The organism is Escherichia sp. E4385 (genome assembly GCF_963883145.1).
Taxonomy (GTDB): Bacteria; Pseudomonadota; Gammaproteobacteria; order Enterobacterales; family Enterobacteriaceae; genus Escherichia.
Genome location: NZ_CAWOOJ010000019.1, coordinates 100,891 through 123,764, shown reverse-complemented (window position 1 = coordinate 123,764; position 22,874 = coordinate 100,891). Strand labels below are relative to the sequence as shown.

The following is a 22,874-nucleotide window of genomic DNA, read 5'->3' as shown; positions in this document are numbered from 1 at the left end:
GATGCGCATCAGTCACGGACTGATGGTTATATAGACATAGGCTGACTCGTGCAGCACAAGATTAAGTCCTGCCAGATGATTTTCGTTAACGTGTTGAATCTGGGTGGAAAATAAAGTTGATAATGAGGTCCGTGAATGCCCCGCAGCACCTGGTTCAAAGCATTATTGTTGTTTGTTGCCCTTTGGGCACCCTTAAGTCAGGCAGAAACGGGATGGCAGCCGATTCAGGAAACCATCCGTAAAAGCGATAAAGATAACCGCCAGTATCAGGCTATACGTCTGGATAACGGTATGGTGGTATTGCTGGTTTCTGACCCGCAAGCGATTAAATCGCTTTCGGCGCTGGTAGTGCCCGTTGGGTCGCTGGAAGATCCCGAGGCTTATCAGGGGCTGGCGCATTACCTTGAACACATGAGTCTGATGGGGTCGAAAAAATACCCTCAAGCTGATAGCCTGGCCGAATATCTCAAAATGCACGGCGGCAGTCACAATGCCAGCACGGCGCCGTATCGCACGGCTTTCTATCTGGAAGTTGAGAACGACGCCTTGCCTGGTGCGGTAGACCGCCTGGCCGATGCTATCGCTGAACCCTTGCTCGACAAGAAATATGCCGAACGTGAGCGTAATGCGGTGAATGCCGAATTAACCATGGCGCGTACGCGTGACGGGATGCGCATGGCACAGGTCAGCGCAGAAACCATTAACCCGGCACACCCCGGTTCAAAGTTTTCTGGTGGTAACCTCGAAACTTTAAGCGATAAACCTGGTAATCCGGTGCAGCAGGCGCTGAAAGATTTCCACGAGAAGTACTATTCCGCCAATCTGATGAAGGCGGTTATTTACAGTAATAAACCGTTGCCGGAGTTGGCAAAAATGGCGGCGGACACTTTTGGTCGCGTGCCGAACAAAGAGAGCAAAAAACCGGAAATCACCGTACCGGTAGTCACCGACGCGCAAAAGGGCATTATCATTCATTATGTTCCGGCGTTGCCGCGTAAAGTGCTGCGCGTCGAGTTTCGTATTGATAACAACTCGGCGAAATTCCGTAGTAAAACGGATGAATTGATTACCTATCTGATTGGTAATCGCAGCCCAGGTACACTTTCCGACTGGCTGCAAAAACAGGGATTGGTTGAGGGCATTAGCGCCAACTCCGATCCTATCGTCAACGGCAACAGCGGCGTTTTAGCGATCTCAGCCTCTTTAACCGATAAAGGCCTGGCGAATCGCGATCAGGTTGTGGCGGCAATTTTTAGCTATCTCAATCTGTTACGTGAAAAAGGCATTGATAAACAATACTTCGATGAACTGGCGAATGTGCTGGATATCGACTTCCGTTATCCGTCAATCACCCGTGATATGGATTACGTCGAATGGCTGGCGGACACCATGATTCGCGTTCCTGTGGCGCATACGTTGGACGCGGTCAATATTGCCGATCGGTATGATGCTAAAGCAGTAAAAGAACGTCTGGCGATGATGACGCCACAGAATGCGCGTATCTGGTATATCAGCCCGAAAGAGCCGCACAATAAAACGGCTTATTTTGTCGATGCGCCTTATCAGGTCGATAAAATCAGCGAACAAACTTTCGCTGACTGGCAGCAAAAAGCCGCCAATATTGCGCTCTCCTTACCGGAGCTTAACCCCTATATTCCTGACGATTTCTCGCTGATTAAGTCAGAGAAGAAATACGACCATCCAGAGTTGATCGTGGATGAATCGAACCTGCGTGTGGTGTATGCGCCGAGCCGTTATTTTGCCAGCGAGCCAAAAGCCGATGTCAGCCTGATTTTGCGTAATCCGAAAGCCATGGACAGCGCCCGCAATCAGGTGATGTTTGCGCTCAATGATTATCTCGCAGGGCTGTCGCTTGATCAGTTAAGCAACCAGGCGTCGGTTGGCGGCATTAGTTTTTCCACCAATGCTAACAACGGCCTAATGGTTAATGCTAATGGTTACACCCAGCGTCTGCCGCAGCTGTTCCAGGCATTGCTCGAGGGGTACTTTAGCTATACCGCTACGGAAGATCAGCTTGAGCAGGCAAAATCCTGGTATAACCAAATGATGGATTCCGCAGAAAAGGGCAAAGCGTTTGAGCAGGCGATTATGCCTGCGCAGATGCTCTCCCAGGTGCCTTACTTCTCGCGTGATGAAAGGCGCAAAATTTTGCCTTCCATTACCTTGAAAGAGGTGCTGGCCTATCGCGACGCCTTAAAATCAGGGGCTCGACCAGAGTTTATGGTTATTGGCAACATGACTGAAGCCCAGGCAACAACGCTGGCGCGCGATGTGCAAAAACAGTTGGGCGCTGATGGCTCAGAGTGGTGTCGTAACAAAGATGTACTGGTTGATAAAAAACAATCCGTCATCTTTGAAAAAGCCGGTAACAGCACCGACTCTGCGCTGGCAGCGGTATTTGTACCGACTGGCTACGATGAATACACCAGTTCAGCATATAGTTCTCTGCTGGGGCAGATAGTACAGCCGTGGTTCTACAATCAGTTGCGTACCGAAGAACAGTTGGGCTATGCCGTGTTCGCGTTCCCAATGAGCGTAGGGCGTCAGTGGGGCATGGGCTTCCTGCTTCAAAGCAACGAAAAACAGCCATCGTACCTGTGGGAGCGTTACAAGGCGTTTTTCCCGACAGCAGAAGCGAAATTGCGGGCGATGAAGCCAGAAGAGTTTGCGCAAATCCAGCAGGCGGTTATTACCCAGATGCTGCAGGCACCGCAAACACTCGGCGAAGAAGCATCGAAGTTAAGTAAAGATTTCGATCGCGGCAATATGCGCTTCGATTCGCGTGATAAAATCGTAGCCCAGATTAAACTGCTGACGCCGCAAAAACTGGCCGATTTCTTCCATCAGGCGGTAGTCGAGCCGCAAGGCATGGCTATCCTGTCGCAGATTTCCGGCAGCCAGAATGGGAAAGCAGAATATGTACACCCTGAAGGCTGGAAAGTGTGGGAGAACGTCAGCGCGTTGCAGCAAACAATGCCCCTGATGAGTGAAAAGAATGAGTGATGTCGCCGAGACTCTAGATCCTTTGCGCTTGCCCTTACAGGGCGAGCGCCTGATTGAAGCCTCTGCCGGCACAGGCAAAACCTTTACGATTGCGGCGCTCTATTTGCGCCTGTTACTTGGACTAGGCGGTTCTGCCGCCTTTCCCCGCCCGCTTACCGTTGAAGAACTGCTGGTGGTGACCTTTACCGAAGCTGCCACTGCAGAATTGCGCGGTCGTATCCGTAGCAATATCCACGAGTTGCGCATCGCCTGTTTGCGTGAAACCACCGACAATCCTCTTTATGCACGCCTTCTGGAAGAGATCGACGATAAAGCACAGGCCGCGCAGTGGTTGCTGTTAGCCGAACGGCAGATGGATGAAGCGGCAGTCTTTACCATTCACGGTTTTTGCCAGCGTATGCTCAACCTGAATGCCTTTGAATCCGGCATGTTGTTTGAGCAGCAACTGATTGAAGATGAATCGTTACTGCGCTACCAGGCCTGCGCCGATTTCTGGCGTCGCCATTGCTACCCGTTACCGCGTGAAATTGCTCAGGTAGTGTTTGAAACCTGGAAAGGGCCGCAGGCGTTACTGCGCGATATTAATCGTTATTTGCAAGGCGAAGCACCGGTTATCAAAGCACCGCCGCCCGATGATGAAACGCTGGCTTCCCGCCACGCGCAAATTGTGGCGCGTATTGATACGGTAAAACAGCAGTGGCGCGACGCAGTGGGTGAACTGGATGCGCTGATCGAATCTTCTGGCATTGATCGACGCAAGTTTAACCGTAGCAATCAGGCTAAATGGATAGACAAGATTAGTGCCTGGGCAGAAGAAGAGACAAACAGTTATCAGTTGCCAGAGTCGCTGGAAAAATTCTCTCAGCGTTTCTTAGAAGATCGCACGAAAGCCGGGGGAGAAACCCCGCGACATCCGCTGTTTGAGGCGATCGATCAACTGCTTGCAGAACCATTGTCGATCCGCGACCTGGTGATCACCCGCGCATTGGCTGAGATCCGCGAAACGGTAGCGCGTGAAAAACGTCGCCGTGGCGAACTGGGTTTTGACGACATGTTAAGTCGGCTCGATTCCGCGCTGCGTAGCGAAAGCGGTGAGGCTCTGGCGACAGCGATCCGTACGCGATTCCCGGTGGCAATGATCGACGAATTTCAGGACACGGACCCGCAGCAGTACCGGATTTTTCGCCGTATCTGGCACCATCAGCCGGAAACCGCATTGCTGCTAATTGGCGACCCGAAACAGGCCATTTATGCGTTCCGTGGTGCGGATATCTTCACTTATATGAAGGCGCGTAGCGAAGTTCACGCGCACTACACCTTAGATACCAACTGGCGTTCTTCACCAGGAATGGTGAACAGCGTAAACAAGCTTTTCAGCCAGATTGATGACGCGTTCATGTTTCGCGAAATACCGTTTATTCCTGTGAAATCTGCCGGGAAAAATCAGGCACTGCGTTTTGTATTTAAAGGTGAAACGCAGCCAGCGATGAAAATGTGGTTGATGGAAGGCGAAAGCTGCGGCGTTGGCGATTATCAAAGTACGATGGCGCAGGTATGTGCCGCGCAAATCCGCGACTGGTTACAGGCCGGGCAGCGCGGGGAAGCGTTGCTGATGAACGGCGATGATGCACGTCCGGTACGTGCCTCGGACATCAGTGTGCTGGTGCGCAGCCGCCAGGAGGCCGCCCAGGTGCGCGATGCCTTAACGTTGCTGGAAATCCCTTCCGTTTACCTTTCGAACCGCGACAGTGTTTTTGAAACTCTGGAAGCGCAGGAAATGCTTTGGTTGTTGCAGGCGGTGATGACGCCCGAACGTGAGAACACCCTGCGTAGTGCGCTGGCAACGTCAATGATGGGGCTGAACGCGCTGGATATCGAAACGCTGAACAATAACGAAAATGCGTGGGATGCGGTAGTCGAAGAGTTCGATGGTTATCGGCAAATCTGGCGCAAACGCGGCGTCATGCCAATGCTGCGGGCGCTGATGTCGGCGCGTAACATTGCAGAAAACTTGCTGGCAACGGCAGGTGGCGAGCGGCGTCTTACTGACATCTTGCATATCAGCGAACTGCTACAAGAAGCGGGAACGCAGCTGGAAAGTGAACATGCTTTGGTTCGTTGGTTATCGCAACATATCCTTGAGCCAGACAGTAATGCCTCCAGCCAACAAATGCGCCTCGAAAGCGACAAACATTTGGTGCAGATCGTCACGATCCACAAATCGAAAGGGCTGGAATATCCGCTGGTCTGGCTGCCGTTTATCACCAATTTCCGTGTACAGGATCAGGCGTTCTATCACGATCGAGGCTCGTTTGAAGCAGTTCTGGATCTTAACGCTGCGCCAGAAAGCGTAGATCTCGCTGAAGCCGAACGTCTGGCTGAAGATCTGCGTTTGCTTTATGTGGCGCTCACGCGTTCGGTCTGGCATTGCAGTCTCGGTGTTGCGCCGCTGGTGCGCCGTCGTGGCGATAAAAAAGGTGACACCGACGTTCATCAAAGTGCGCTCGGGCGCTTGCTGCAAAAAGGTGAACCGCAAGATGCGGCAGGGCTTCGCGCCTGTATTGAAGCATTGTGCGATGATGATATAGCCTGGCAAACGGCACAAACTGGTGATAACCAACCCTGGCAGGTTAATGATGCTTTAACTGCAGAACTGAATGCCAGGACGTTACAACGATTGCCCGGCGATAACTGGCGCGTCACCAGTTACTCTGGTTTGCAACAGCGTGGTCACGGTATCGCCCAGGATTTGATGCCTCGGCTGGATGTCGATGCTGCAGGCGTTGCCAGCGTCGTTGAAGAACCGACGTTAACACCACATCAGTTTCCGCGCGGTGCGTCACCGGGGACGTTCTTGCACAGTTTGTTTGAAGACCTGGATTTTACCCAGCCGGTTGACCCGAACTGGGTGCGGGAAAAACTGGAGCTTGGCGGTTTTGAAGCGCACTGGGAACCTGTGTTAACTGAGTGGATCACCGCTATTCTTCAGGCGCCACTCAATGAAACGGGTGTTAGCCTGAATCAGCTTTCCGACCGCGATAAACAGGTGGAGATGGAGTTTTATCTGCCGATTAGTGAACCGCTTATCGCCAGTCAGTTTGATACGTTAATCCGCCAGTTTGACCCGCTATCCGCAGGCTGCCCGCCGCTGGAGTTCATGCAGGTGCGCGGCATGTTAAAAGGTTTTATTGACCTGGTGATTCGCCACGAAGGGCGTTATTACCTGCTCGACTATAAATCCAACTGGTTGGGTGAAGACAGTTCGGCTTACACCCAACAGGCTATGGCAGCGGCGATGCAGGCACACCGCTATGATCTGCAATATCAGCTTTATACCCTGGCGCTGCACCGTTATCTGCGCCATCGCATTGCTGATTACAACTATGATCGTCACTTTGGCGGCGTTATCTATCTGTTCCTGCGTGGCGTTGATAAAGAACATCCGCAACAAGGGATCTACGCGACCCGACCCAACGCCGAGTTGATTGACCTGATGGATGAGATGTTTGCCGGTATGACCCTGGAGGAGGCGTAATGAAATTGCAAAAGCAATTACTGGAAGCTGTGGAGCACAAACAGCTACGCCCGCTGGATGTGCAATTTGCCCTGACCGTGGCGGGAGATGAACATCCTGCCGTCACCCTCGCGGCGGCACTGCTAAGTCATGATGCCGGAGAGGGACACGTCTGTTTGCCGCTTTCACGACTGGAAAATAACGAGGCGTCGCATCCGCTGTTGGCGACCTGTGTCAGTGAAATCGGTGAGCTACAAAATTGGGAAGAATGCTTGCTGGCTTCACAAGCGGTCAGCCGGGGAGATGAACCAACGCCGATGATCCTCTGTGGCGATCGCCTTTATCTGAATCGCATGTGGTGTAACGAGCGTACGGTGGCGCGCTTCTTCAATGAGGTGAATCATGCCATCGAGGTGGATGAAGCGTTGCTGGCGCAAACGCTGGATAAACTCTTTCCGCCTGGTGATGAAGTTAACTGGCAAAAAGTGGCGGCAGCAGTGGCACTGACGCGGCGCATTTCGGTAATTTCCGGCGGCCCCGGCACAGGTAAAACGACGACCGTGGCGAAGTTGTTGGCTGCGTTAATTCAGATGGCCGACGGTGAACGCTGTCGTATCCGCCTGGCTGCGCCAACGGGGAAAGCTGCCGCACGCTTAACAGAATCTCTCGGCAAGGCTCTGCGCCAGTTACCGCTGACCGATGAACAAAAGAAACGCATACCAGAAGACGCCAGCACCTTGCACCGCCTCCTGGGCGCGCAGCCAGGTAGCCAGCGTTTACGCCATCATGCGGGTAACCCGCTGCATCTTGATGTGCTGGTGGTGGATGAAGCGTCAATGATTGATCTGCCTATGATGTCTCGGCTGATCGATGCCTTGCCCGATCATGCGCGAGTGATCTTCCTCGGCGATCGCGATCAACTGGCCTCCGTTGAGGCTGGAGCTGTGCTGGGCGATATCTGTGCTTATGCCAATGCGGGCTTTACCGCAGAGCGTGCCGGGCAGTTGAGCCGCCTGACGGGAAGCCACGTTCCGGCGGGAAGCGGCACAGAAGCGGCATCACTGCGCGATAGTCTCTGCCTGCTGCAAAAGAGTTACCGTTTCGGCAGCAACTCTGGCATTGGTCAGCTTGCGGCGGCTATTAATCGTGGCGATAAGACGGCAGTGAAAACAGTTTTTCAGCAGGATTTTACTGATATCGAAAAACGGCTTTTACAGAGCGGCGAAGATTATATTGCGATGCTTGAGGAAGCTCTTGCGGGTTACGGACGCTACCTGGATCTGCTTCAGGCACGTGCCGAGCCGGATTTAATCATTCAGGCGTTCAATGAGTATCAGCTTTTGTGCGCCCTGCGGGAAGGGCCGTTTGGCGTGGCAGGACTGAATGAGCGAATTGAACAGTTTATGCAACAGAAGCGCAAAATTCATCGTCATCCGCACTCGCGCTGGTACGAAGGCCGGCCGGTGATGATTGCCCGTAATGACAGTGCGCTTGGGTTGTTTAATGGTGATATCGGTGTCGCTCTGGATCGCGGGCAGGGGACGCGCGTCTGGTTTGCAATGCCGGATGGCAATATCAAGTCGGTGCAACCGAGTCGCCTGCCGGAGCACGAAACCACGTGGGCGATGACAGTACATAAATCGCAGGGATCGGAGTTCGACCATGCGGCGTTGATTTTACCGAGCCAACGCACGCCGGTAGTAACGCGAGAGCTGGTTTACACCGCGGTGACCCGCGCGCGTCGGCGTTTGTCATTGTATGCCGATGAACGCATTTTAAGTGCGGCAATCGCTACGCGCACCGAGCGGCGTAGCGGGCTGGCAGCGTTGTTTGGTTCGCGGGGATAAATGTGATTGCCTGATGCGACGCATGTGCGTCTTATCATGCCTACGAGTGTTACGCATGTCGCATCCGGCGATTTCCATCGCTTACCCTAAATCCGCCATCAACACCTTTGATTTTCCGTCGGTCGGATAAGGCGTTCACGCCGCATCCGACGATGAGTGCCGATGCCTGATGCGACGCATGTGCGTCTTATCATGCCTACGAGTGTTACGCATGTCGCATCTGGCGATTTCCATCGCTTACCCTAAATCCGCCATCAACACCTTTGATTTACGCTGGTAGTTGTACAACTGCTTTTTGCTCTCCGGCAGCAAATCAATATCCACCGGGGTAAATCCGCGTTCCTGGAACCAGTGAATACTGCGCGTAGTCAGTACAAACAATTTGCTTAAGCCGCTCTGCTTCGCCTGGGCTGCAATGCGTTCCAGCAAAACCTCGCCCCTTGATGAACTGCGGTAATCCGGGTGAACTGCCACACAGGCCATTTCACCTATCTTCTCTTCCGGGAATGGATAGAGCGCGGCGCAGGCAATAGTCGTGTTATCGCGCTGAATAATAGTGAATTTGTCGATTTCCATCTCCAGTTGCTCGCGAGAACGACGCACCAGAATACCTTGCTGCTCCAGCGGGCGAATCAACTCCAGAATACCGCCAATATCGTTGATTGTTGCGCGACGAATCTGCTCGGCGCTTTCCATCACAATCTGCGTACCGATACCGTCGCGTGAGAACAACTCTTGCAACAGCGCACCATCTTCCTGATAACTGATTAAATGACAGCGACGCACGCCGCTGCGGCAGGCTTTCACTGCGCCACGCAAAAAGCGCACCGTACCGGAGTTGTAATCGCCTTTCTCTTCCTGGACTTCTACCCGCGCTTGCGCTTCGTTAGGGAAAAGTTCGGAGACAATATCACCGTCGTCATTAGTGACACCCTGTGAAGAGCAAAAACCAATCATCTTCTCAGCTTTCAGTTTGATGGCCAGTTGAGTGGCAATCTCTTCCGAGGTCAGGTTAAAGCTCTCGCCAGTGACCGAAACCGCCACCGGCCCCATCAGCACAATCGCACCGCTGTCCAGTTGGCGATGAATCGCTTCTTCATCAATCCGCCGGATGCGCCCGCTATGGCAGTAATCCACACCATCATCCACGCCCAGCGGCTGGGCAATAATAAAATTGCCGCTGACGACGTTGATATGCGCGCCTTGCAACGGCGTGTTGTTGAGGCTCATTGACAGGCGAGCGGTAATATCCAGTTGTAACGTACCCGCAGCCTGCTTCACCAGCTCCAGCGTTTTGGCGTCGGTCACGCGCGTATTCTTGTGATATAGCGGCTCGTGGTGATGCGCTGCAAGATTTGCGTCGATCTGGGGACGTGCGCCATAAACCACCACCAGACGGATGCCGAGGCTGTGCAACAACCCAATATCATTGACAATACTGGAGAAATTTTCATGCTCAATGGCTTCTCCGCCGAGCATGATGACAAACGTTTTTCCCCGGTGGGTATTGATATAGGGAACCGAATGGCGGAATCCCTCGACCAGCTCGGTTTTACGTTCCTTTACCACGGCACACCTCTTTGCATGATTATTCGAAATTATTGTATTTTTATTCTGTTTTTTCGCCGTGCGCAAGTGCAAATTTTATGCGAGTGCGACTTTTTTATCAGTAATACCGTGAATATAAATAGAATGTTTACCGTTTTATAGATGACAGATTATGCGTCTTTCGCTAAAGTTTCCGGTCAAATTGGTCGTTTACTTGTTACACAGCTTAGATTTCTTTTGCTCGGGAGAGGCATGTCAGGATCCAACACTGCAATCAGCCGTCGTCGTTTACTGCAAGGCGCGGGCGCCATGTGGCTATTGAGCGTAAGCCAGGTGAGTCTGGCTGCGGTCAGCCAGGTCGTGGCGGTGCGCGTCTGGCCTGCGTCCAGCTACACCCGCGTGACGGTAGAATCAAATCGTCAGCTGAAATATAAGCAGTTCGCGTTGAGTAACCCTGAACGCGTGGTGGTGGATATCGAAGATGTAAACCTGAACTCGGTGCTCAAGGGGATGGCTGCGCAAATCCGCGCTGACGACCCGTTCATCAAGTCGGCACGCGTCGGCCAATTTGATCCGCAAACCGTGCGGATGGTTTTTGAGTTAAAGCAAAATGTAAAACCGCAGATGTTTGCCCTCGCGCCGGTCGCCGGGTTTAAAGAACGTCTGGTGATGGACCTTTATCCGGCCAATGCTCAGGACATGCAAGACCCATTGCTGGCGCTGCTGGAAGATTACAACAAAGGCGACCTCGAAAAGCAGGTGCCGCCAGCGCAGAGTGGCCCACAGCCAGGCAAGGCCGGGCGCGATCGTCCGATTGTCATTATGCTCGACCCTGGCCACGGCGGCGAAGACTCCGGCGCGGTGGGGAAATACAAAACGCGCGAAAAAGACGTGGTATTGCAAATAGCTCGCCGTCTGCGCTCTCTGATCGAGAAAGAGGGCAATATGAAGGTTTACATGACGCGTAATGAAGACATCTTCATTCCGTTGCAAGTGCGCGTAGCAAAAGCACAGAAACAGCGTGCTGATTTGTTTGTCTCTATTCATGCCGACGCCTTTACCAGTCGCCAGCCGAGCGGTTCCTCGGTGTTTGCGCTCTCTACCAAAGGCGCAACCAGTACTGCGGCAAAATATCTGGCACAAACCCAGAACGCCTCGGACTTGATTGGTGGTGTGAGCAAAAGCGGCGACCGCTATGTCGACCACACCATGTTCGATATGGTGCAGTCGTTGACCATTGCCGACAGCCTGAAGTTTGGTAAGGCCGTGCTAAATAAGCTGGGGAAAATCAACAAACTGCATAAGAATCAGGTTGAGCAGGCCGGGTTTGCTGTGCTGAAAGCGCCAGATATTCCTTCCATTCTGGTCGAAACGGCGTTTATCAGTAACGTTGAGGAAGAACGCAAATTGAAAACGGCGACTTTCCAGCAGGAAGTTGCGGAGTCTATTCTTGCGGGAATTAAAGCGTATTTTGCCGATGGGGCGACGCTGGCGAGAAGAGGATGATAAAAAGGCGCTGAATGGCGCTTTTTTATGGGAGAATAGAAACAAAAAAACACCCGTTAGGGTGTTCAATAATTGGTTGCGGGGGCCGGATTTGAACCGACGACCTTCGGGTTATGAGCCCGACGAGCTACCAGGCTGCTCCACCCCGCGTCACCGTACTGCTATTACTTCATCAAATTTTAATTGGTTGCGGGGGCCGGATTTGAACCGACGACCTTCGGGTTATGAGCCCGACGAGCTACCAGGCTGCTCCACCCCGCGTCCGTGGATGCGCACTATACTCCGCTCGCGTTTTCATGCAACCTTTTTTTTACTCTGATCACGGATTTGGCATGATTTTGAACAAAAACAAAGCATTGAAGTCTATTTTTTGTGCAAAATTTGCATCAGGGAATACTACGGATTTCATTAAAGGCGACGGTTTGTTATCTTCATTAACGCCTTATTTTTTAACCTGAAGAAGAGAACAATGAAAGGACGTTGGGTAAAGTACCTTCTTATGGGCGCGGTTGTGACGATACTGGCCGCCTGCTCCTCCAAACCAACCGATCGCGGACAACAATATAAAGACGGGAAATTTACCCAGCCTTTCTCTCTGGTGAACCAACCAGATGCTGTTGGCGCGCCGATTAACGCCGGTGATTTTGCCGAACAAATTAACCATATCCGCAACGCGTCGCCGCGTCTGTATGGCAACCAGAGTAGCGTTTATAACGCCGTGCAGGAGTGGCTGCGTGCAGGCGGTGATACCCGCAATATGCGCCAGTTCGGCATTGACGCCTGGCAGATGGAAGGTACGGATAATTACGGTAACGTACAGTTTACGGGCTATTACACGCCGGTGATTCAGGCGCGCCATACTCGTCAGGGCGAGTTCCAGTATCCTATTTATCGAATGCCGCCAAAACGTGGGCGTTTGCCGTCTCGCGCGGAGATCTACGCGGGAGCATTGAGCGATAAATACATCCTCGCTTACAGCAACTCTCTGATGGATAACTTCATTATGGATGTGCAGGGTAGTGGGTATATCGACTTTGGTGATGGCAGTCCGCTTAACTTCTTCAGCTATGCCGGAAAGAATGGTCATGCCTATCGCAGTATTGGCAAGGTGTTGATCGATCGTGGCGAAGTGAAAAAAGAAGATATGTCGATGCAGGCGATTCGTCACTGGGGTGAAACACACAGTGAAGCCGAAGTTCGCGAGCTGCTGGAACAGAACCCGTCTTTCGTCTTCTTTAAACCGCAGTCTTTTGCACCGGTGAAAGGGGCAAGTGCGGTGCCGCTGGTTGGTCGCGCTTCAGTTGCCTCCGATCGTTCCATTATCCCGCCAGGTACAACCTTGCTGGCAGAAGTGCCGCTGCTGGATAATAACGGCAAATTTAACGGTCAGTACGAACTGCGTTTGATGGTGGCGTTAGATGTCGGTGGTGCAATCAAAGGCCAACACTTCGATATCTACCAGGGGATTGGACCGGAAGCCGGACATCGCGCAGGTTGGTACAACCACTATGGACGTGTCTGGGTGCTGAAAACCGCCCCGGGCGCAGGTAACGTCTTTAGCGGCTGATGTGATATTCTGTATGCCGTTTTTACGGATAAGGCAGGGTGAGGAATAACCTCACATCCTGATTGTTGACTAAGTGCGCGTTGTTCATGCCGGATGCGGCGTGAACGCCTTATCCGGCCTACAAATCATGCAAATTCAATATATTGCAGGAGTTATGTAGGCCTGATAAGCGTAGCGCATCAGGCATTTATGCGTTTAGGGTGAGGGATAACCTCGCCCTTTTTAATTCTGAGGTGCTATGTCTGTTGTAATTAGTGATGCATGGCGTCAGCGTTTTGGTGGCACAGCGCGTCTGTATGGTGAAAAAGCGTTGCAACTGTTCGCTGATGCGCATATTTGTGTGGTGGGTATCGGTGGTGTCGGTTCCTGGGCTGCGGAAGCGCTGGCGCGCACGGGGATTGGCGCAATCACGCTTATTGATATGGATGATGTGTGCGTCACCAATACCAATCGGCAAATTCATGCCCTGCGCGATAATGTCGGGCTGGCAAAAGCGGAAGTAATGGCGGAGCGCATTCGCCAGATTAACCCTGAGTGCCGTGTAACAGTAGTAGATGACTTCGTGACGCCGGATAACGTAGCGCAATACATGAGTGCAGGTTATTCGTATGTAATTGATGCCATTGATAGCGTGCGACCCAAAGCGGCGCTGATTGCTTATTGTCGGCGCAATAAAATCCCGCTGGTCACGACCGGTGGCGCTGGTGGGCAGATTGATCCGACGCAGATTCAGGTTACCGATCTGGCGAAGACGATTCAGGATCCGCTGGCGGCGAAGCTGCGCGAGCGCCTGAAAAGCGATTTCGGCGTGGTGAAAAACAGTAAAGGTAAGCTCGGCGTGGATTGCGTGTTCTCTACCGAAGCACTGGTGTACCCGCAGTCAGACGGCACGGTCTGTGCAATGAAAGCCACGGCGGAAGGGCCAAAGCGGATGGATTGCGCATCTGGATTTGGCGCCGCGACGATGGTAACCGCCACCTTTGGGTTTGTTGCGGTTTCTCATGCGCTAAAGAAGATGATGGCGAAAGCGGCGCGTCAGGGGTAAACATTAGGTCGGATGCGACGTCTGGTGTGTCTTATCCGACCAGGATCTGTGTAACATCAAGCTTGCTTCGCCGCAGCGAGAATTGCCTCGCTTAACGCATTCAACCCCTGACTGCGAGAGGCGCTAAGTTGCGCACGCAATCCCAGCTCATCAAACAATGCCAGCGGCGACAGTGCTTGTAACTCGGCGGCAGTTTTGCCCTCAACGGCAGTCAGCAATACGGCCAGCAGACCGCGCACAATGCGCCCTTCGCTATCACCAAAGAAATGCATCCTGCCGTTTTCTGCGACGTTAAATCCAAGCCAGACGCGGTTTTCACATCCGGCAATTTCTTTGGCCTGTGCTTTTAATTCGTCTGGCAACGCAGGAAGCTGTTTCCCCAACATAATCAGCTGGCGATATTTGTCTTCCCATTGCGTCAATGGCGCGAAAGTATCGCGTAACGTCTCTACGGTAACGGTTGTGCCGAACGGATGTCCGGCGAATTGCGGGTTCGTCATTAATCCACCAATAATTCCAGCGCGCGGTCAACGGCATTCACCAGCGCATCCACATCACTCTTTGTATTATATGGCGCAAAAGAGGCGCGCAGGGTGCCGGTTACGCCTAATTCTGCCAACAGCGGTTGAGCACAGTGTTGCCCGGCGCGCAGGGCAATACCATATTCCGCCAGTAGCGTCACCATATCGCTGTGATGAACACCCGCGAAATCAAAGGCCAGCAGGCTGGAGTCCTGACAGCGGAATGAACGAAAGCCTGGACGTTTTGCCAGAGCGTCTTCTGCAAGCGTCGCCAGGCTACGGCTCCAGCTTTCTGCCTGGTCGATATCATAATCAGCCAGCCATTCCAGCGCTGCGCTTAATCCTATGACACCAGCGACATTTGGCGTTCCGGCTTCCAGTTTCCACGGCGCGGATTGAGTAGTGAAGCCGTCAAAACTCACTTCGTGAATCATTTTGCCGCCGCCCAGCCAGGGTGCCATCGCTTCCAGCAGTTCTGGTTTGCCGTAAAGCACGCCGATACCCGTCGGGCCATACAGTTTGTGACCAGAGAAAGCATAGAAATCGATATCCAGTTGCTGAACATCGGCAGGGAAATGCACTGCGCCCTGAGCACCATCAACCATCACCACCATCCCGGCTGAATGAGCAAAGGTAATCGCTCGCGCCAGATCCGGGCAACCGCCAGTGACGTTCGACATCTGGCCCAACGCCAGAATTCGACTACGGGGAGTAATTAACTCCGGCAATAAATCGACATCCGGCAACCGCTGCGCATTAAGCGGCAGTTTCACTACTTTGGCTCCGGTTTGTTGGGCAACCATTAGCCAGGGAACGAGGTTAGCGTGATGCTCTGCCACGCTGACAATAATCTCATCGCCCGGTTGCAGACGCGGACGGGCATAGCATTGTGCCACCATGTTGATGGATTCGGTGGTGCCGCGCGTCCAGACGATAGTTTTATCATCCGGTGCATTTAGCAATTGCGCTACTTTTTCCCGTGCAGCTTCATAACGTGCGGTCAGGCGTTGGGCTTCGGCAAACTGGCTGCGATGGACGTTTCCGGCGCTCAGGCTATAGAACTGCCGGGTTGCTTCAACCACAGCTTCGGGTTTGAGTGCGGTCGCTGCACTATCGAGATAAACGCCCGCATCCTGTAGCGCGGGAAACTGGGCGCGAAATTGCGCGGGATTAAAAACGTTCATGAGACTCCTCGGCTTGATTCGCCGATCGTGACGCAAAATTCACTTTGAAACAAGGTGAGTGCTAACCATCGGAATCGTCTGGATATCCTGTCGAAGCCGCGTCAGTAACATATGCTGAATAGTGTTAGGCGTTAATTTTAGCCTGTTAATCAATATTATTAAGATTTAGTAATCGCTTTAAGGAGAAGAAGATGAAAAAGACTGCCGCCATTATCTCTGCCTGTATGCTGACTTTTGCCCTTAGCGCCTGCTCCGGTTCGAACTATGTGATGCACACCAACGACGGACGTACCATAGTATCTGATGGTAAACCGATGACGGATGATGAAACCGGTATGATTTCTTATAAAGACGCTAATGGCAACAAACAGCAGATCAACCGTACCGACGTGAAAGAGATGGTCGAACTGGATCAGTAATTCGCGATCGCAAGGTAAAAAAAAGCACCGCAATTAGGCGGTGCTACATTAATCACTATGGACAGACAGGGTAAATGTACAGGAAGTGAAAAAAGGTAGCTTTGCTACCATGGTCTGAATCGCAGACCAATTGCAAACACAACAACACAACATCACAACCGTAAGCCAAAAGTTCACCAGAACACGCATTCCGATAAAACTTTTCGTTCCGGCTCAGGAAGTGCCGCCACTATAGGTATTTGCTGGTAGAAGCTCAACGGACAATTTATAATGGCTCAGATTAAAAAAACTAATAGGTTACACAGTGTAATCTAATTGTTAAATTCATTTAACATCAAAGTTTAAAAGCCATGTCTAAACGATTACCACCGCTAAATGCCTTACGAGTTTTTGATGCCGCAGCCCGCCATTTAAGCTTCACGCGTGCAGCAGAAGAGCTTTTTGTGACCCAGGCCGCAGTAAGTCATCAAATCAAGTCCCTTGAGGATTTTTTGGGGCTAAAACTGTTCCGCCGCCGTAATCGTTCACTTCTATTGACCGAGGAAGGGCAAAGCTATTTTCTCGATATCAAAGAGATATTTTCGCAATTAACCGAAGCGACGCGTAAACTCCAGGCCCGTAGCGCCAAAGGGGCATTGACGGTCAGCTTACTCCCCAGTTTTGCCATCCACTGGCTGGTACCGCGACTTTCCAGCTTTAATTCAGCTTATCCGGGAATCGACGTTCGAATCCAGGCGGTCGACCGACAGGAAGATAAACTGGCGGATGATGTCGATGTGGCGATATTTTATGGCCGAGGCAACTGGCCGGGGCTGCGGGTGGAAAAGCTTTACGCCGAATACCTGTTGCCAGTGTGTTCGCCTTTACTATTAACCGGTGAGAAATCCTTGAAGACGCCGGAAGATCTGGCTAAACATACGTTATTACACGATGCATCCCGGCGAGACTGGCAGACATATACCCGCCAGTTGGGGCTGACTCATATTAACGTTCAGCAAGGGCCTATCTTCAGCCATAGCGCCATGGTGCTACAAGCCGCCATTCACGGGCAGGGGGTGGCGCTGGCAAATAACGTGATGGCGCAATCTGAAATCGAGGCCGGACGCCTTGTTTGCCCGTTTAATGACGTATTGGTCAGTAAAAATGCTTTTTATCTGGTATGTCATGACAGCCAGGCAGAACTGGGTAAAATAGCCGCCTTTCGCCAATGGATCCTGGCGAAAGCCGCTGCTGAACAAGAAAAATTCCGCTTTCGTTATGAACAATAATTTATGTAGGGTACGACCATGACCAGCCGTTTTATGCTGATTTTCGCCGCCATTAGCGGCTTCATTTTTGTCGCTCTGGGTGCTTTTGGTGCGCATGTTTTAAGTAAAACCATGGGTGCCGTTGAAATGGGCTGGATCCAGACCGGCCTCGAATACCAGGCATTTCATACGCTGGCAATTTTAGGTCTGGCGGTGGCAATGCAACGTCGCATCAGTATCTGGTTTTACTGGAGTAGCGTCTTTCTGGCGCTAGGTACGGTGCTGTTCAGCGGCAGCCTTTATTGCCTGGCGCTGTCTCATCTGCGTTTGTGGGCGTTTGTCACTCCGGTCGGCGGTGTGAGTTTTCTCGCGGGCTGGGCGTTAATGTTAGTTGGTGCTATCCGTTTAAAGCGCAAGGGCGTAAGTCATGAATAAAGTTGTATTGTTGTGCCGTCCGGGCTTTGAAAAAGAGTGCGCCGCAGAAATTACCGATAAAGCCGGGCAGCGGGAAATATTCGGTTTTGCCCGTGTAAAAGAGAATGCGGGTTATGTGATTTATGAATGTTATCAAGCGGAAGATGGCGATAAGTTAATCCGTGAACTGCCATTTAGTTCATTAATTTTTGCCCGCCAGTGGTTTGTGGTGGGGGAACTGCTCCAGCATTTGCCGCAGGAAGACCGCATTACGCCAATAGTTGGCATGTTGCAGGGTGTGGTAGAGAAGGGCGGCGAACTGCGTGTTGAAGTCGCGGACACCAACGAAAGTAAAGAGTTACTGAAATTCTGCCGCAAATTTACTGTACCGTTACGGGCTGCCTTGCGTGATGCGGGCGTCCTGGCGAGCTATGAAACGCCGAAGCGTCCAGTGGTGCATGTGTTCTTTATCGCGCCAGGCTGCTGTTATACCGGCTACTCCTACAGCAATAATAACTCGCCGTTCTATATGGGCATTCCGCGCCTGAAGTTTCCGGCAGATGCGCCAAGTCGTTCCACGCTCAAGCTGGAAGAGGCATTTCATGTGTTTATTCCTGCGGATGAATGGGATGAACGCCTGGCGAACGAGATGTGGGCGGTGGATTTGGGCGCTTGCCCGGGCGGCTGGACCTACCAACTGGTGAAGCGCAACATGTGGGTTTATTCCGTCGACAACGGCCCGATGGCGCAAAGTCTGATGGATACCGGACAAGTAACGTGGCTGCGGGAAGATGGTTTTAAATTCCGCCCGACACGTAGCAATATCTCCTGGATGGTGTGTGACATGGTGGAAAAACCGGCGAAGGTCGCGGCATTGATGGCGCAGTGGCTGGTTAATGGCTGGTGTCGTGAAACTATCTTCAACCTTAAATTGCCGATGAAAAAACGCTACGAAGAAGTGTCACACAATCTGGCGTACATTCAGGCACAGCTTGATGAACATGGCATTAACGCCCAGATTCAGGCGCGTCAGTTGTATCACGATCGCGAAGAAGTGACGGTGCATGTCCGTCGCATCTGGGCTGCGGTAGGTGGTCGTCGCGACGAGCGCTAATCGCTGACTCCGTGTGCCGGAAGCTATAACTGTCTGCTCCCGGCATTGGTTTATCAGCGTTTAAGTCTTAGCTGCTGTAAATTGCCGTCGATATGCAAATCAGTCTGTAAGCGGGCGATATCACGGCACAGGAACGCCATCTCTTTATGGGCTTCTAATTTCTTGCGCCACTTTTCGGCAACCGCATCCAGATTCTCATATATCCCTTCCAGACTCTGAAACTCGACCAGCAACTGCGTGGCGCTTTTGGGCCCAATTCCCGCAACGCCTGGCACCTTTGAACTACTGATCCCCGCCAGCCCCCAGTAATCGGGCAATTGCTGCGGTTGAACGCCAAATTCTTTATCGATAAACGGTGCATCCAGCCAGCGTTTCTGGAAGTAATCGCGAATACGTAATGTAGGTGAAAGTAGCTGACAGTAGCCTTTATCTGTCGAAACGATGGTTGCCTGATGCCCCGCCTGGGTCACTTTGACCGCCAGCGTGGCGGCTAAGTCATCGGCTTCGTTGCCGCTGGCTGACCAGCACGGGACACCGCGTTGCTCAAAGGCTGTACGTAACGCGGGCATCTCGTTGTGCAACTCTTCCGGCATTGGCGGGCGACCCGCTTTGTAATCAGGCAGGCGCTGATGACGCCAGCCGCTACTGCGGTTTTCATCATCGAATACGGCAACCGCATGAGTTGGCTGGCTGTGCATAATAAGTTGATCAAGGGCGTGCTGGCAGGTTTCGACGCAGGGTGAACCCTGCACGGCATGAATGCGACGAATAAGATTCAGTGCATCGACAATAAGCAAATGAACAGCCACGATAACCCCCTTAAAGATCAGGCGATAAGGGTAACATTGGTCACCGGAACAGGCTACGACTGGATGAGAAAACAGGAAGAGGGCTCGCAAAACGAGATCTGATATTGATGACAACGCCAAATTGCCTGATGCGCTGCGCTTATCATGCCTACAAAAGAATCGCAATCTATTGAATTTACGCTGTTTTATAGGTCGGATAAGGTGTTTACGCCGCATCCGACATAAACAACAGGTACATTCTCAACAATGTGAGGCCTCGCAAAACGAGGCCTCTGGAGAGCGATTAATCGCAGGCCACGATCTTCATTGCCAGGCCGCCGCGAGAGGTTTCGCGGTACTTGGCGTTCATGTCTTTACCTGTTTCGTACATGGTTTCGATAACTTTATCGAGGCAGACGCGCGGTTCGCTGGTACGGCGCAGTGCCATACGCGCGGCGTTCACCGCTTTCACTGCCGCAATGGCGTTACGCTCAATGCACGGTACCTGAACCTGTCCAGCAACCGGGTCACACGTCAGGCCGAGGTTATGCTCCATAGCGATTTCCGCCGCGATGCACACCTGCGCCGGGCTTGCGCCTAACAGTTCTGCCAGACCCGCCGCCGCCATTGAGCACGCCACGCCAACTTCACCCTGGCAACCCACTTCGGCACCAGAAATCGACGCGTTCATCTTATAAAGAGAACCAATGGCGCTGGCTACCAGCAGGTAACGAGCCAGTGAGTTAGCGTTCACTTCGCGGATAAACTTGTCGTAGTACGCCAGCACTGCCGGGATAATCCCGCACGCACCGTTAGTCGGCGCAGTCACCACACGACCGCCCGCAGCGTTCTCTTCGTTCACTGCCAGTGCGAACATGTTGATCCAGTCAACAACCGCCATCGGATCAGTGGTGGTTTTATCCTGGCTGACCAGCATCCGGCGCAGTGCCGCGGCACGACGTGGAACACGCAGTTTGCCCGGCAGCACACCTTCGGTGGAAATACCGCGTTCAATACCGCCACGCATCACTTCCCAGACGTTCGCCAGATGCTGTTCCAGCTCTTCTTTGCTGTGCAGCGCCAGCTCGTTTTTCATCATCAGACCAGAGAGTGACAGCCCGGTTTCCTGGCAATGTTTTTGCAGATCGGCAGCAGAACTGTACGGATATGGAACTTCAACCGGTGCGCTATCCTGCTGGCCAAAATGCTCTTCATCAACGATAAAGCCACCGCCGATGGAGTAATACGTCTGGCTGTAAACAACTTTATCGCCCGCCAGCGCGGTAATGCGCATGCCGTTCTCATGCAGAGAAAGGTTATCGGCATGGAAGTTCATGCATTCATCAACCGGAAACTCGACTTCGTGCTGACCGTTTGCCAGCATCAGGCGACCATGAGTATTCACATCCTGAATAAAACCAGGGATAGAATCGATATCCACGGTATCCGGCAGATTCCCTGCCAGGCCCATAATAATGGCGATATCAGTGTGGTGCCCTTTGCCGGTCAGAGAGAGCGAACCATAGACGTCAACCACCACGCGGGTCACGTCTTTAAGCAGGTTACGGGCAATCAGATCGTCGGTAAATTGTTTACCCGCTTTCATTGGTCCAACGGTATGAGAACTGGAAGGGCCAATGCCGATTTTGAAAATATCGAATACGCTAATCATAGGAAATACATCGCGTTAAAACGGAGGAAGCGCCGCCCGAAAGCGGCGCGAAAGGACTTAGCTGAACAGAGAGTAGAAGATTGCGGAGATTGCAATCAGACCCATCACGACAACGAATACGTTGCTGATGTGACCGCTGTATTTACGCATTGCCGGTACTTTCTGAATGGCGTACATCGGCATCAGGAACAGGATCATCGCGATGATTGGGCCGCCCAGGGTTTCAATCATACCCAGGATGCTCGGGTTCAGGGTGGCAACAATCCAGGTCGTTACCAGCATGAACAGCGCAGTGATACGGTTCAGCTTGTTGATTTCGATAGACTTACCTTTACCACGCAGTGATTTGATCACCATACCGTTGAAGCCTTCACGTGCGCCCAGGTAGTGGCCCAGAAAGGATTTGGTGATAGCGATAATCGCGATAATCGGAGCCATCCACGCGATGATCGGCGCGTTAAAGTGGTTAGCCAGGTAAGACAGAATCGAGATGTTCTGCTCTTTAGCCGCAGCCAGGTCTGCCGGAGTCAGGCTCAGTACGCAGCTGAATACGAAGAACATTACGGTCAGCACCATCATGATGTGAGCGAATGCCAGGATCTTCGAGCATTTCTGTTCTGCCATATCGCCGTACTCTTCACGCTTCGCAACGGCGAAAGAAGAGATGATCGGAGAGTGGTTGAACGAGAACACCATTACCGGAATTGCCAGCCACAGGGTCATCCACAGACCGTTTCCGGTTGCCGATGCAGTGTCCAGAGATAGAGTTTCCAGTGCTGCGCCGTTCCACTGCGGGATCAGGTACAGAGCCAGCAGCATCAGTACGCCAACAAACGGGAATACCAGAATACTCATCGCTTTAACGATCATCTGCTCACCGAAGCGAACGATGGTCATCATACCCACGATCAGGATCAGTGACAGAATCGCACGCGGCGGTGGCGTCATACCCAGCTGGTGAGACATGAAGCTTTCAACCGTGTTGGTGATTGCCACGCTGTAAACCAGCAGAATCGGGTAGATAGCGAAGAAGTAAAGCAGGGTAATCAGTTTACCTGCGCCAATACCAAAGTGTTCTTCTACTACCTCGGTGATGTCTTCGCCTGGGTTTTTGCCAGACAGCACGAAGCGAGTCAGGCCACGATGCGCAAAGTACGTCATCGGGAACGCAAGGATAGCCATGATGATCAGCGGGATCATACCGCCAACACCGGCGTTGATTGGCAGGAACAGCACGCCCGCGCCGATCGCCGTGCCGTAAAGGCCCAGCATCCACATGGTATCTGTCTTGCGCCAGGCACTGCGAGAGTCTTTCGACGCAATCGTGCTGGTTTGAGTCGTTTCCATCTATTTCTCCTGGAGGAATGCAAATAATTCAGCTTTTAGCCAGTTCAGCCCGGGAAGGTGCCTGGCCGTAAAAATGAAATCTGTCTATCGGCGATGGCTTAATCATTTTCCGCCGTA

The 22,874-nt window shown here is 52.4% G+C and carries 16 protein-coding genes and 2 tRNA genes; 10 read left to right on the top strand and 8 right to left on the bottom strand.

The annotated features are described in order from the left end of the window. Positions 1-135 precede the first annotated feature (135 nt). Genes ptrA through recD form a run of 3 tightly spaced genes read left to right on the top strand, consistent with a single transcriptional unit; the run spans position 136 to position 8,385 of the window. Positions 136-3,024: a pitrilysin gene (gene ptrA / locus AACS80_RS19515; RefSeq protein WP_135410334.1), complete on the top strand. Its 2,889-nt coding sequence runs from the start codon at positions 136-138 to the stop codon at positions 3,022-3,024. Beyond that, complete coding sequence (gene recB / locus AACS80_RS19510; protein ID WP_135410333.1) at positions 3,017-6,559, top strand: exodeoxyribonuclease V subunit beta; 3,543 nt, start codon at positions 3,017-3,019, stop codon at positions 6,557-6,559. The genes ptrA and recB overlap by 8 nt, the downstream gene beginning before the upstream one ends. After that, positions 6,559-8,385, top strand: coding sequence for an exodeoxyribonuclease V subunit alpha (gene recD / locus AACS80_RS19505; RefSeq protein ID WP_131162008.1), 1,827 nt, complete (start codon positions 6,559-6,561; stop codon positions 8,383-8,385). The genes recB and recD overlap by 1 nt, the downstream gene beginning before the upstream one ends. A 237-nt stretch (positions 8,386-8,622) precedes the next feature. On the opposite strand, the gene argA is transcribed toward recD, so the two are convergent. Continuing rightward, positions 8,623-9,954: an amino-acid N-acetyltransferase gene (gene argA, locus AACS80_RS19500; protein WP_130207716.1), complete on the bottom strand. Its 1,332-nt coding sequence runs from the start codon at positions 9,952-9,954 to the stop codon at positions 8,623-8,625. A 231-nt stretch (positions 9,955-10,185) separates the two neighbouring features. Here argA and amiC point away from each other — a divergent pair, with 231 nt between their 5' ends. After that, entirely contained in the window at positions 10,186-11,439 is a 1,254-nt protein-coding gene (gene amiC, locus AACS80_RS19495; RefSeq protein ID WP_044189882.1) for an N-acetylmuramoyl-L-alanine amidase AmiC, read from the top strand. A gap of 73 nt (positions 11,440-11,512) precedes the next feature. Here amiC and AACS80_RS19490 read toward each other — a convergent pair. Together AACS80_RS19490 and AACS80_RS19485 are read right to left on the bottom strand one after the other, a co-directional pair. Then, positions 11,513-11,589, bottom strand: a tRNA-Met gene (locus AACS80_RS19490). A 34-nt stretch (positions 11,590-11,623) separates the two neighbouring features. Next, positions 11,624-11,700 (bottom strand) — tRNA-Met (locus tag AACS80_RS19485). Positions 11,701-11,908: 208 nt separating this feature from the next. Between AACS80_RS19485 and mltA the strand changes: the two genes are divergently transcribed. Both mltA and tcdA read left to right on the top strand, forming a co-directional pair. Next, the gene (mltA, locus tag AACS80_RS19480) at positions 11,909-13,006 is read left to right on the top strand and encodes a murein transglycosylase A (protein WP_130259363.1); all 1,098 of its coding nucleotides are present in this window, start codon (positions 11,909-11,911) and stop codon (positions 13,004-13,006) included. Positions 13,007-13,244: 238 nt separating this feature from the next. Further along, entirely contained in the window at positions 13,245-14,051 is an 807-nt protein-coding gene (gene tcdA, locus AACS80_RS19475; RefSeq protein ID WP_000117724.1) for a tRNA cyclic N6-threonylcarbamoyladenosine(37) synthase TcdA, read from the top strand. 56 nt (positions 14,052-14,107) lie between these two features. Here tcdA and csdE read toward each other — a convergent pair whose 3' ends face one another. Beyond that, complete coding sequence (gene csdE / locus AACS80_RS19470; protein WP_130207712.1) at positions 14,108-14,551, bottom strand: cysteine desulfurase sulfur acceptor subunit CsdE; 444 nt, start codon at positions 14,549-14,551, stop codon at positions 14,108-14,110. Further along, on the bottom strand, positions 14,551-15,756 hold the full coding sequence (gene csdA, locus AACS80_RS19465) for a cysteine desulfurase CsdA (RefSeq protein ID WP_135495008.1): 1,206 nt from the start codon (positions 15,754-15,756) through the stop codon (positions 14,551-14,553). Before csdA ends, csdE begins: the two co-directional genes overlap by 1 nt. 191 nt (positions 15,757-15,947) lie before the next feature. On the opposite strand from csdA, the gene AACS80_RS19460 reads away from it, so the two are divergent. From AACS80_RS19460 to rlmM, 4 genes are all read left to right on the top strand, one after another. Further along, a complete protein-coding gene (locus AACS80_RS19460; RefSeq protein ID WP_130207708.1) occupies positions 15,948-16,175 on the top strand; it encodes a YgdI/YgdR family lipoprotein in 228 nt (75 codons plus the stop codon). Positions 16,176-16,525: 350 nt separating this feature from the next. Next, on the top strand, positions 16,526-17,443 hold the full coding sequence (gene gcvA / locus AACS80_RS19455; RefSeq protein ID WP_130207706.1) for a glycine cleavage system transcriptional regulator GcvA: 918 nt from the start codon (positions 16,526-16,528) through the stop codon (positions 17,441-17,443). A gap of 18 nt (positions 17,444-17,461) precedes the next feature. Beyond that, positions 17,462-17,857, top strand: coding sequence for a DUF423 domain-containing protein (locus AACS80_RS19450; protein WP_000203905.1), 396 nt, complete (start codon positions 17,462-17,464; stop codon positions 17,855-17,857). Continuing rightward, on the top strand, positions 17,850-18,950 hold the full coding sequence (gene rlmM, locus AACS80_RS19445; protein WP_135410332.1) for a 23S rRNA (cytidine(2498)-2'-O)-methyltransferase RlmM: 1,101 nt from the start codon (positions 17,850-17,852) through the stop codon (positions 18,948-18,950). Before AACS80_RS19450 ends, rlmM begins: the two co-directional genes overlap by 8 nt. A gap of 53 nt (positions 18,951-19,003) precedes the next feature. Here the strand turns inward: rlmM and xni are convergent, their stop codons facing one another. The 3 genes from xni to sdaC all read right to left on the bottom strand — a co-directional run bounded on the left by xni (position 19,004) and on the right by sdaC (position 22,757). Continuing rightward, the gene (gene xni / locus AACS80_RS19440; RefSeq protein WP_135410331.1) at positions 19,004-19,759 is read right to left on the bottom strand and encodes a flap endonuclease Xni; all 756 of its coding nucleotides are present in this window, start codon (positions 19,757-19,759) and stop codon (positions 19,004-19,006) included. A gap of 283 nt (positions 19,760-20,042) precedes the next feature. Further along, entirely contained in the window at positions 20,043-21,410 is a 1,368-nt protein-coding gene (gene sdaB / locus AACS80_RS19435; RefSeq protein WP_130207700.1) for an L-serine ammonia-lyase II, read from the bottom strand. A 57-nt stretch (positions 21,411-21,467) separates the two neighbouring features. After that, the gene (sdaC, locus tag AACS80_RS19430; RefSeq protein WP_064528228.1) at positions 21,468-22,757 is read right to left on the bottom strand and encodes an HAAAP family serine/threonine permease SdaC; all 1,290 of its coding nucleotides are present in this window, start codon (positions 22,755-22,757) and stop codon (positions 21,468-21,470) included. Between the last annotated feature and the right edge of the window lie 117 nt (positions 22,758-22,874).

What these genes read in the sequence shown, in the direction of transcription:
- ptrA (WP_135410334.1), top strand. Translation starts at nt 136, where the DNA reads ATGCCCCGCAGCACCTGGTTCAAAGCATTATTGTTGTTTGTTGCCCTT.
- recB (WP_135410333.1), top strand. Translation starts at nt 3,017, where the DNA reads ATGAGTGATGTCGCCGAGACTCTAGATCCTTTGCGCTTGCCCTTACAG.
- recD (WP_131162008.1), top strand. Translation starts at nt 6,559, where the DNA reads ATGAAATTGCAAAAGCAATTACTGGAAGCTGTGGAGCACAAACAGCTA.
- amiC (WP_044189882.1), top strand. Translation starts at nt 10,186, where the DNA reads ATGTCAGGATCCAACACTGCAATCAGCCGTCGTCGTTTACTGCAAGGC.
- mltA (WP_130259363.1), top strand. Translation starts at nt 11,909, where the DNA reads ATGAAAGGACGTTGGGTAAAGTACCTTCTTATGGGCGCGGTTGTGACG.
- tcdA (WP_000117724.1), top strand. Translation starts at nt 13,245, where the DNA reads ATGTCTGTTGTAATTAGTGATGCATGGCGTCAGCGTTTTGGTGGCACA.
- csdE (WP_130207712.1), bottom strand. Translation starts at nt 14,551, where the DNA reads ATGACGAACCCGCAATTCGCCGGACATCCGTTCGGCACAACCGTTACC.
- csdA (WP_135495008.1), bottom strand. Translation starts at nt 15,756, where the DNA reads ATGAACGTTTTTAATCCCGCGCAATTTCGCGCCCAGTTTCCCGCGCTA.
- AACS80_RS19460 (WP_130207708.1), top strand. Translation starts at nt 15,948, where the DNA reads ATGAAAAAGACTGCCGCCATTATCTCTGCCTGTATGCTGACTTTTGCC.
- gcvA (WP_130207706.1), top strand. Translation starts at nt 16,526, where the DNA reads ATGTCTAAACGATTACCACCGCTAAATGCCTTACGAGTTTTTGATGCC.
- AACS80_RS19450 (WP_000203905.1), top strand. Translation starts at nt 17,462, where the DNA reads ATGACCAGCCGTTTTATGCTGATTTTCGCCGCCATTAGCGGCTTCATT.
- rlmM (WP_135410332.1), top strand. Translation starts at nt 17,850, where the DNA reads ATGAATAAAGTTGTATTGTTGTGCCGTCCGGGCTTTGAAAAAGAGTGC.
- sdaB (WP_130207700.1), bottom strand. Translation starts at nt 21,410, where the DNA reads ATGATTAGCGTATTCGATATTTTCAAAATCGGCATTGGCCCTTCCAGT.
- sdaC (WP_064528228.1), bottom strand. Translation starts at nt 22,757, where the DNA reads ATGGAAACGACTCAAACCAGCACGATTGCGTCGAAAGACTCTCGCAGT.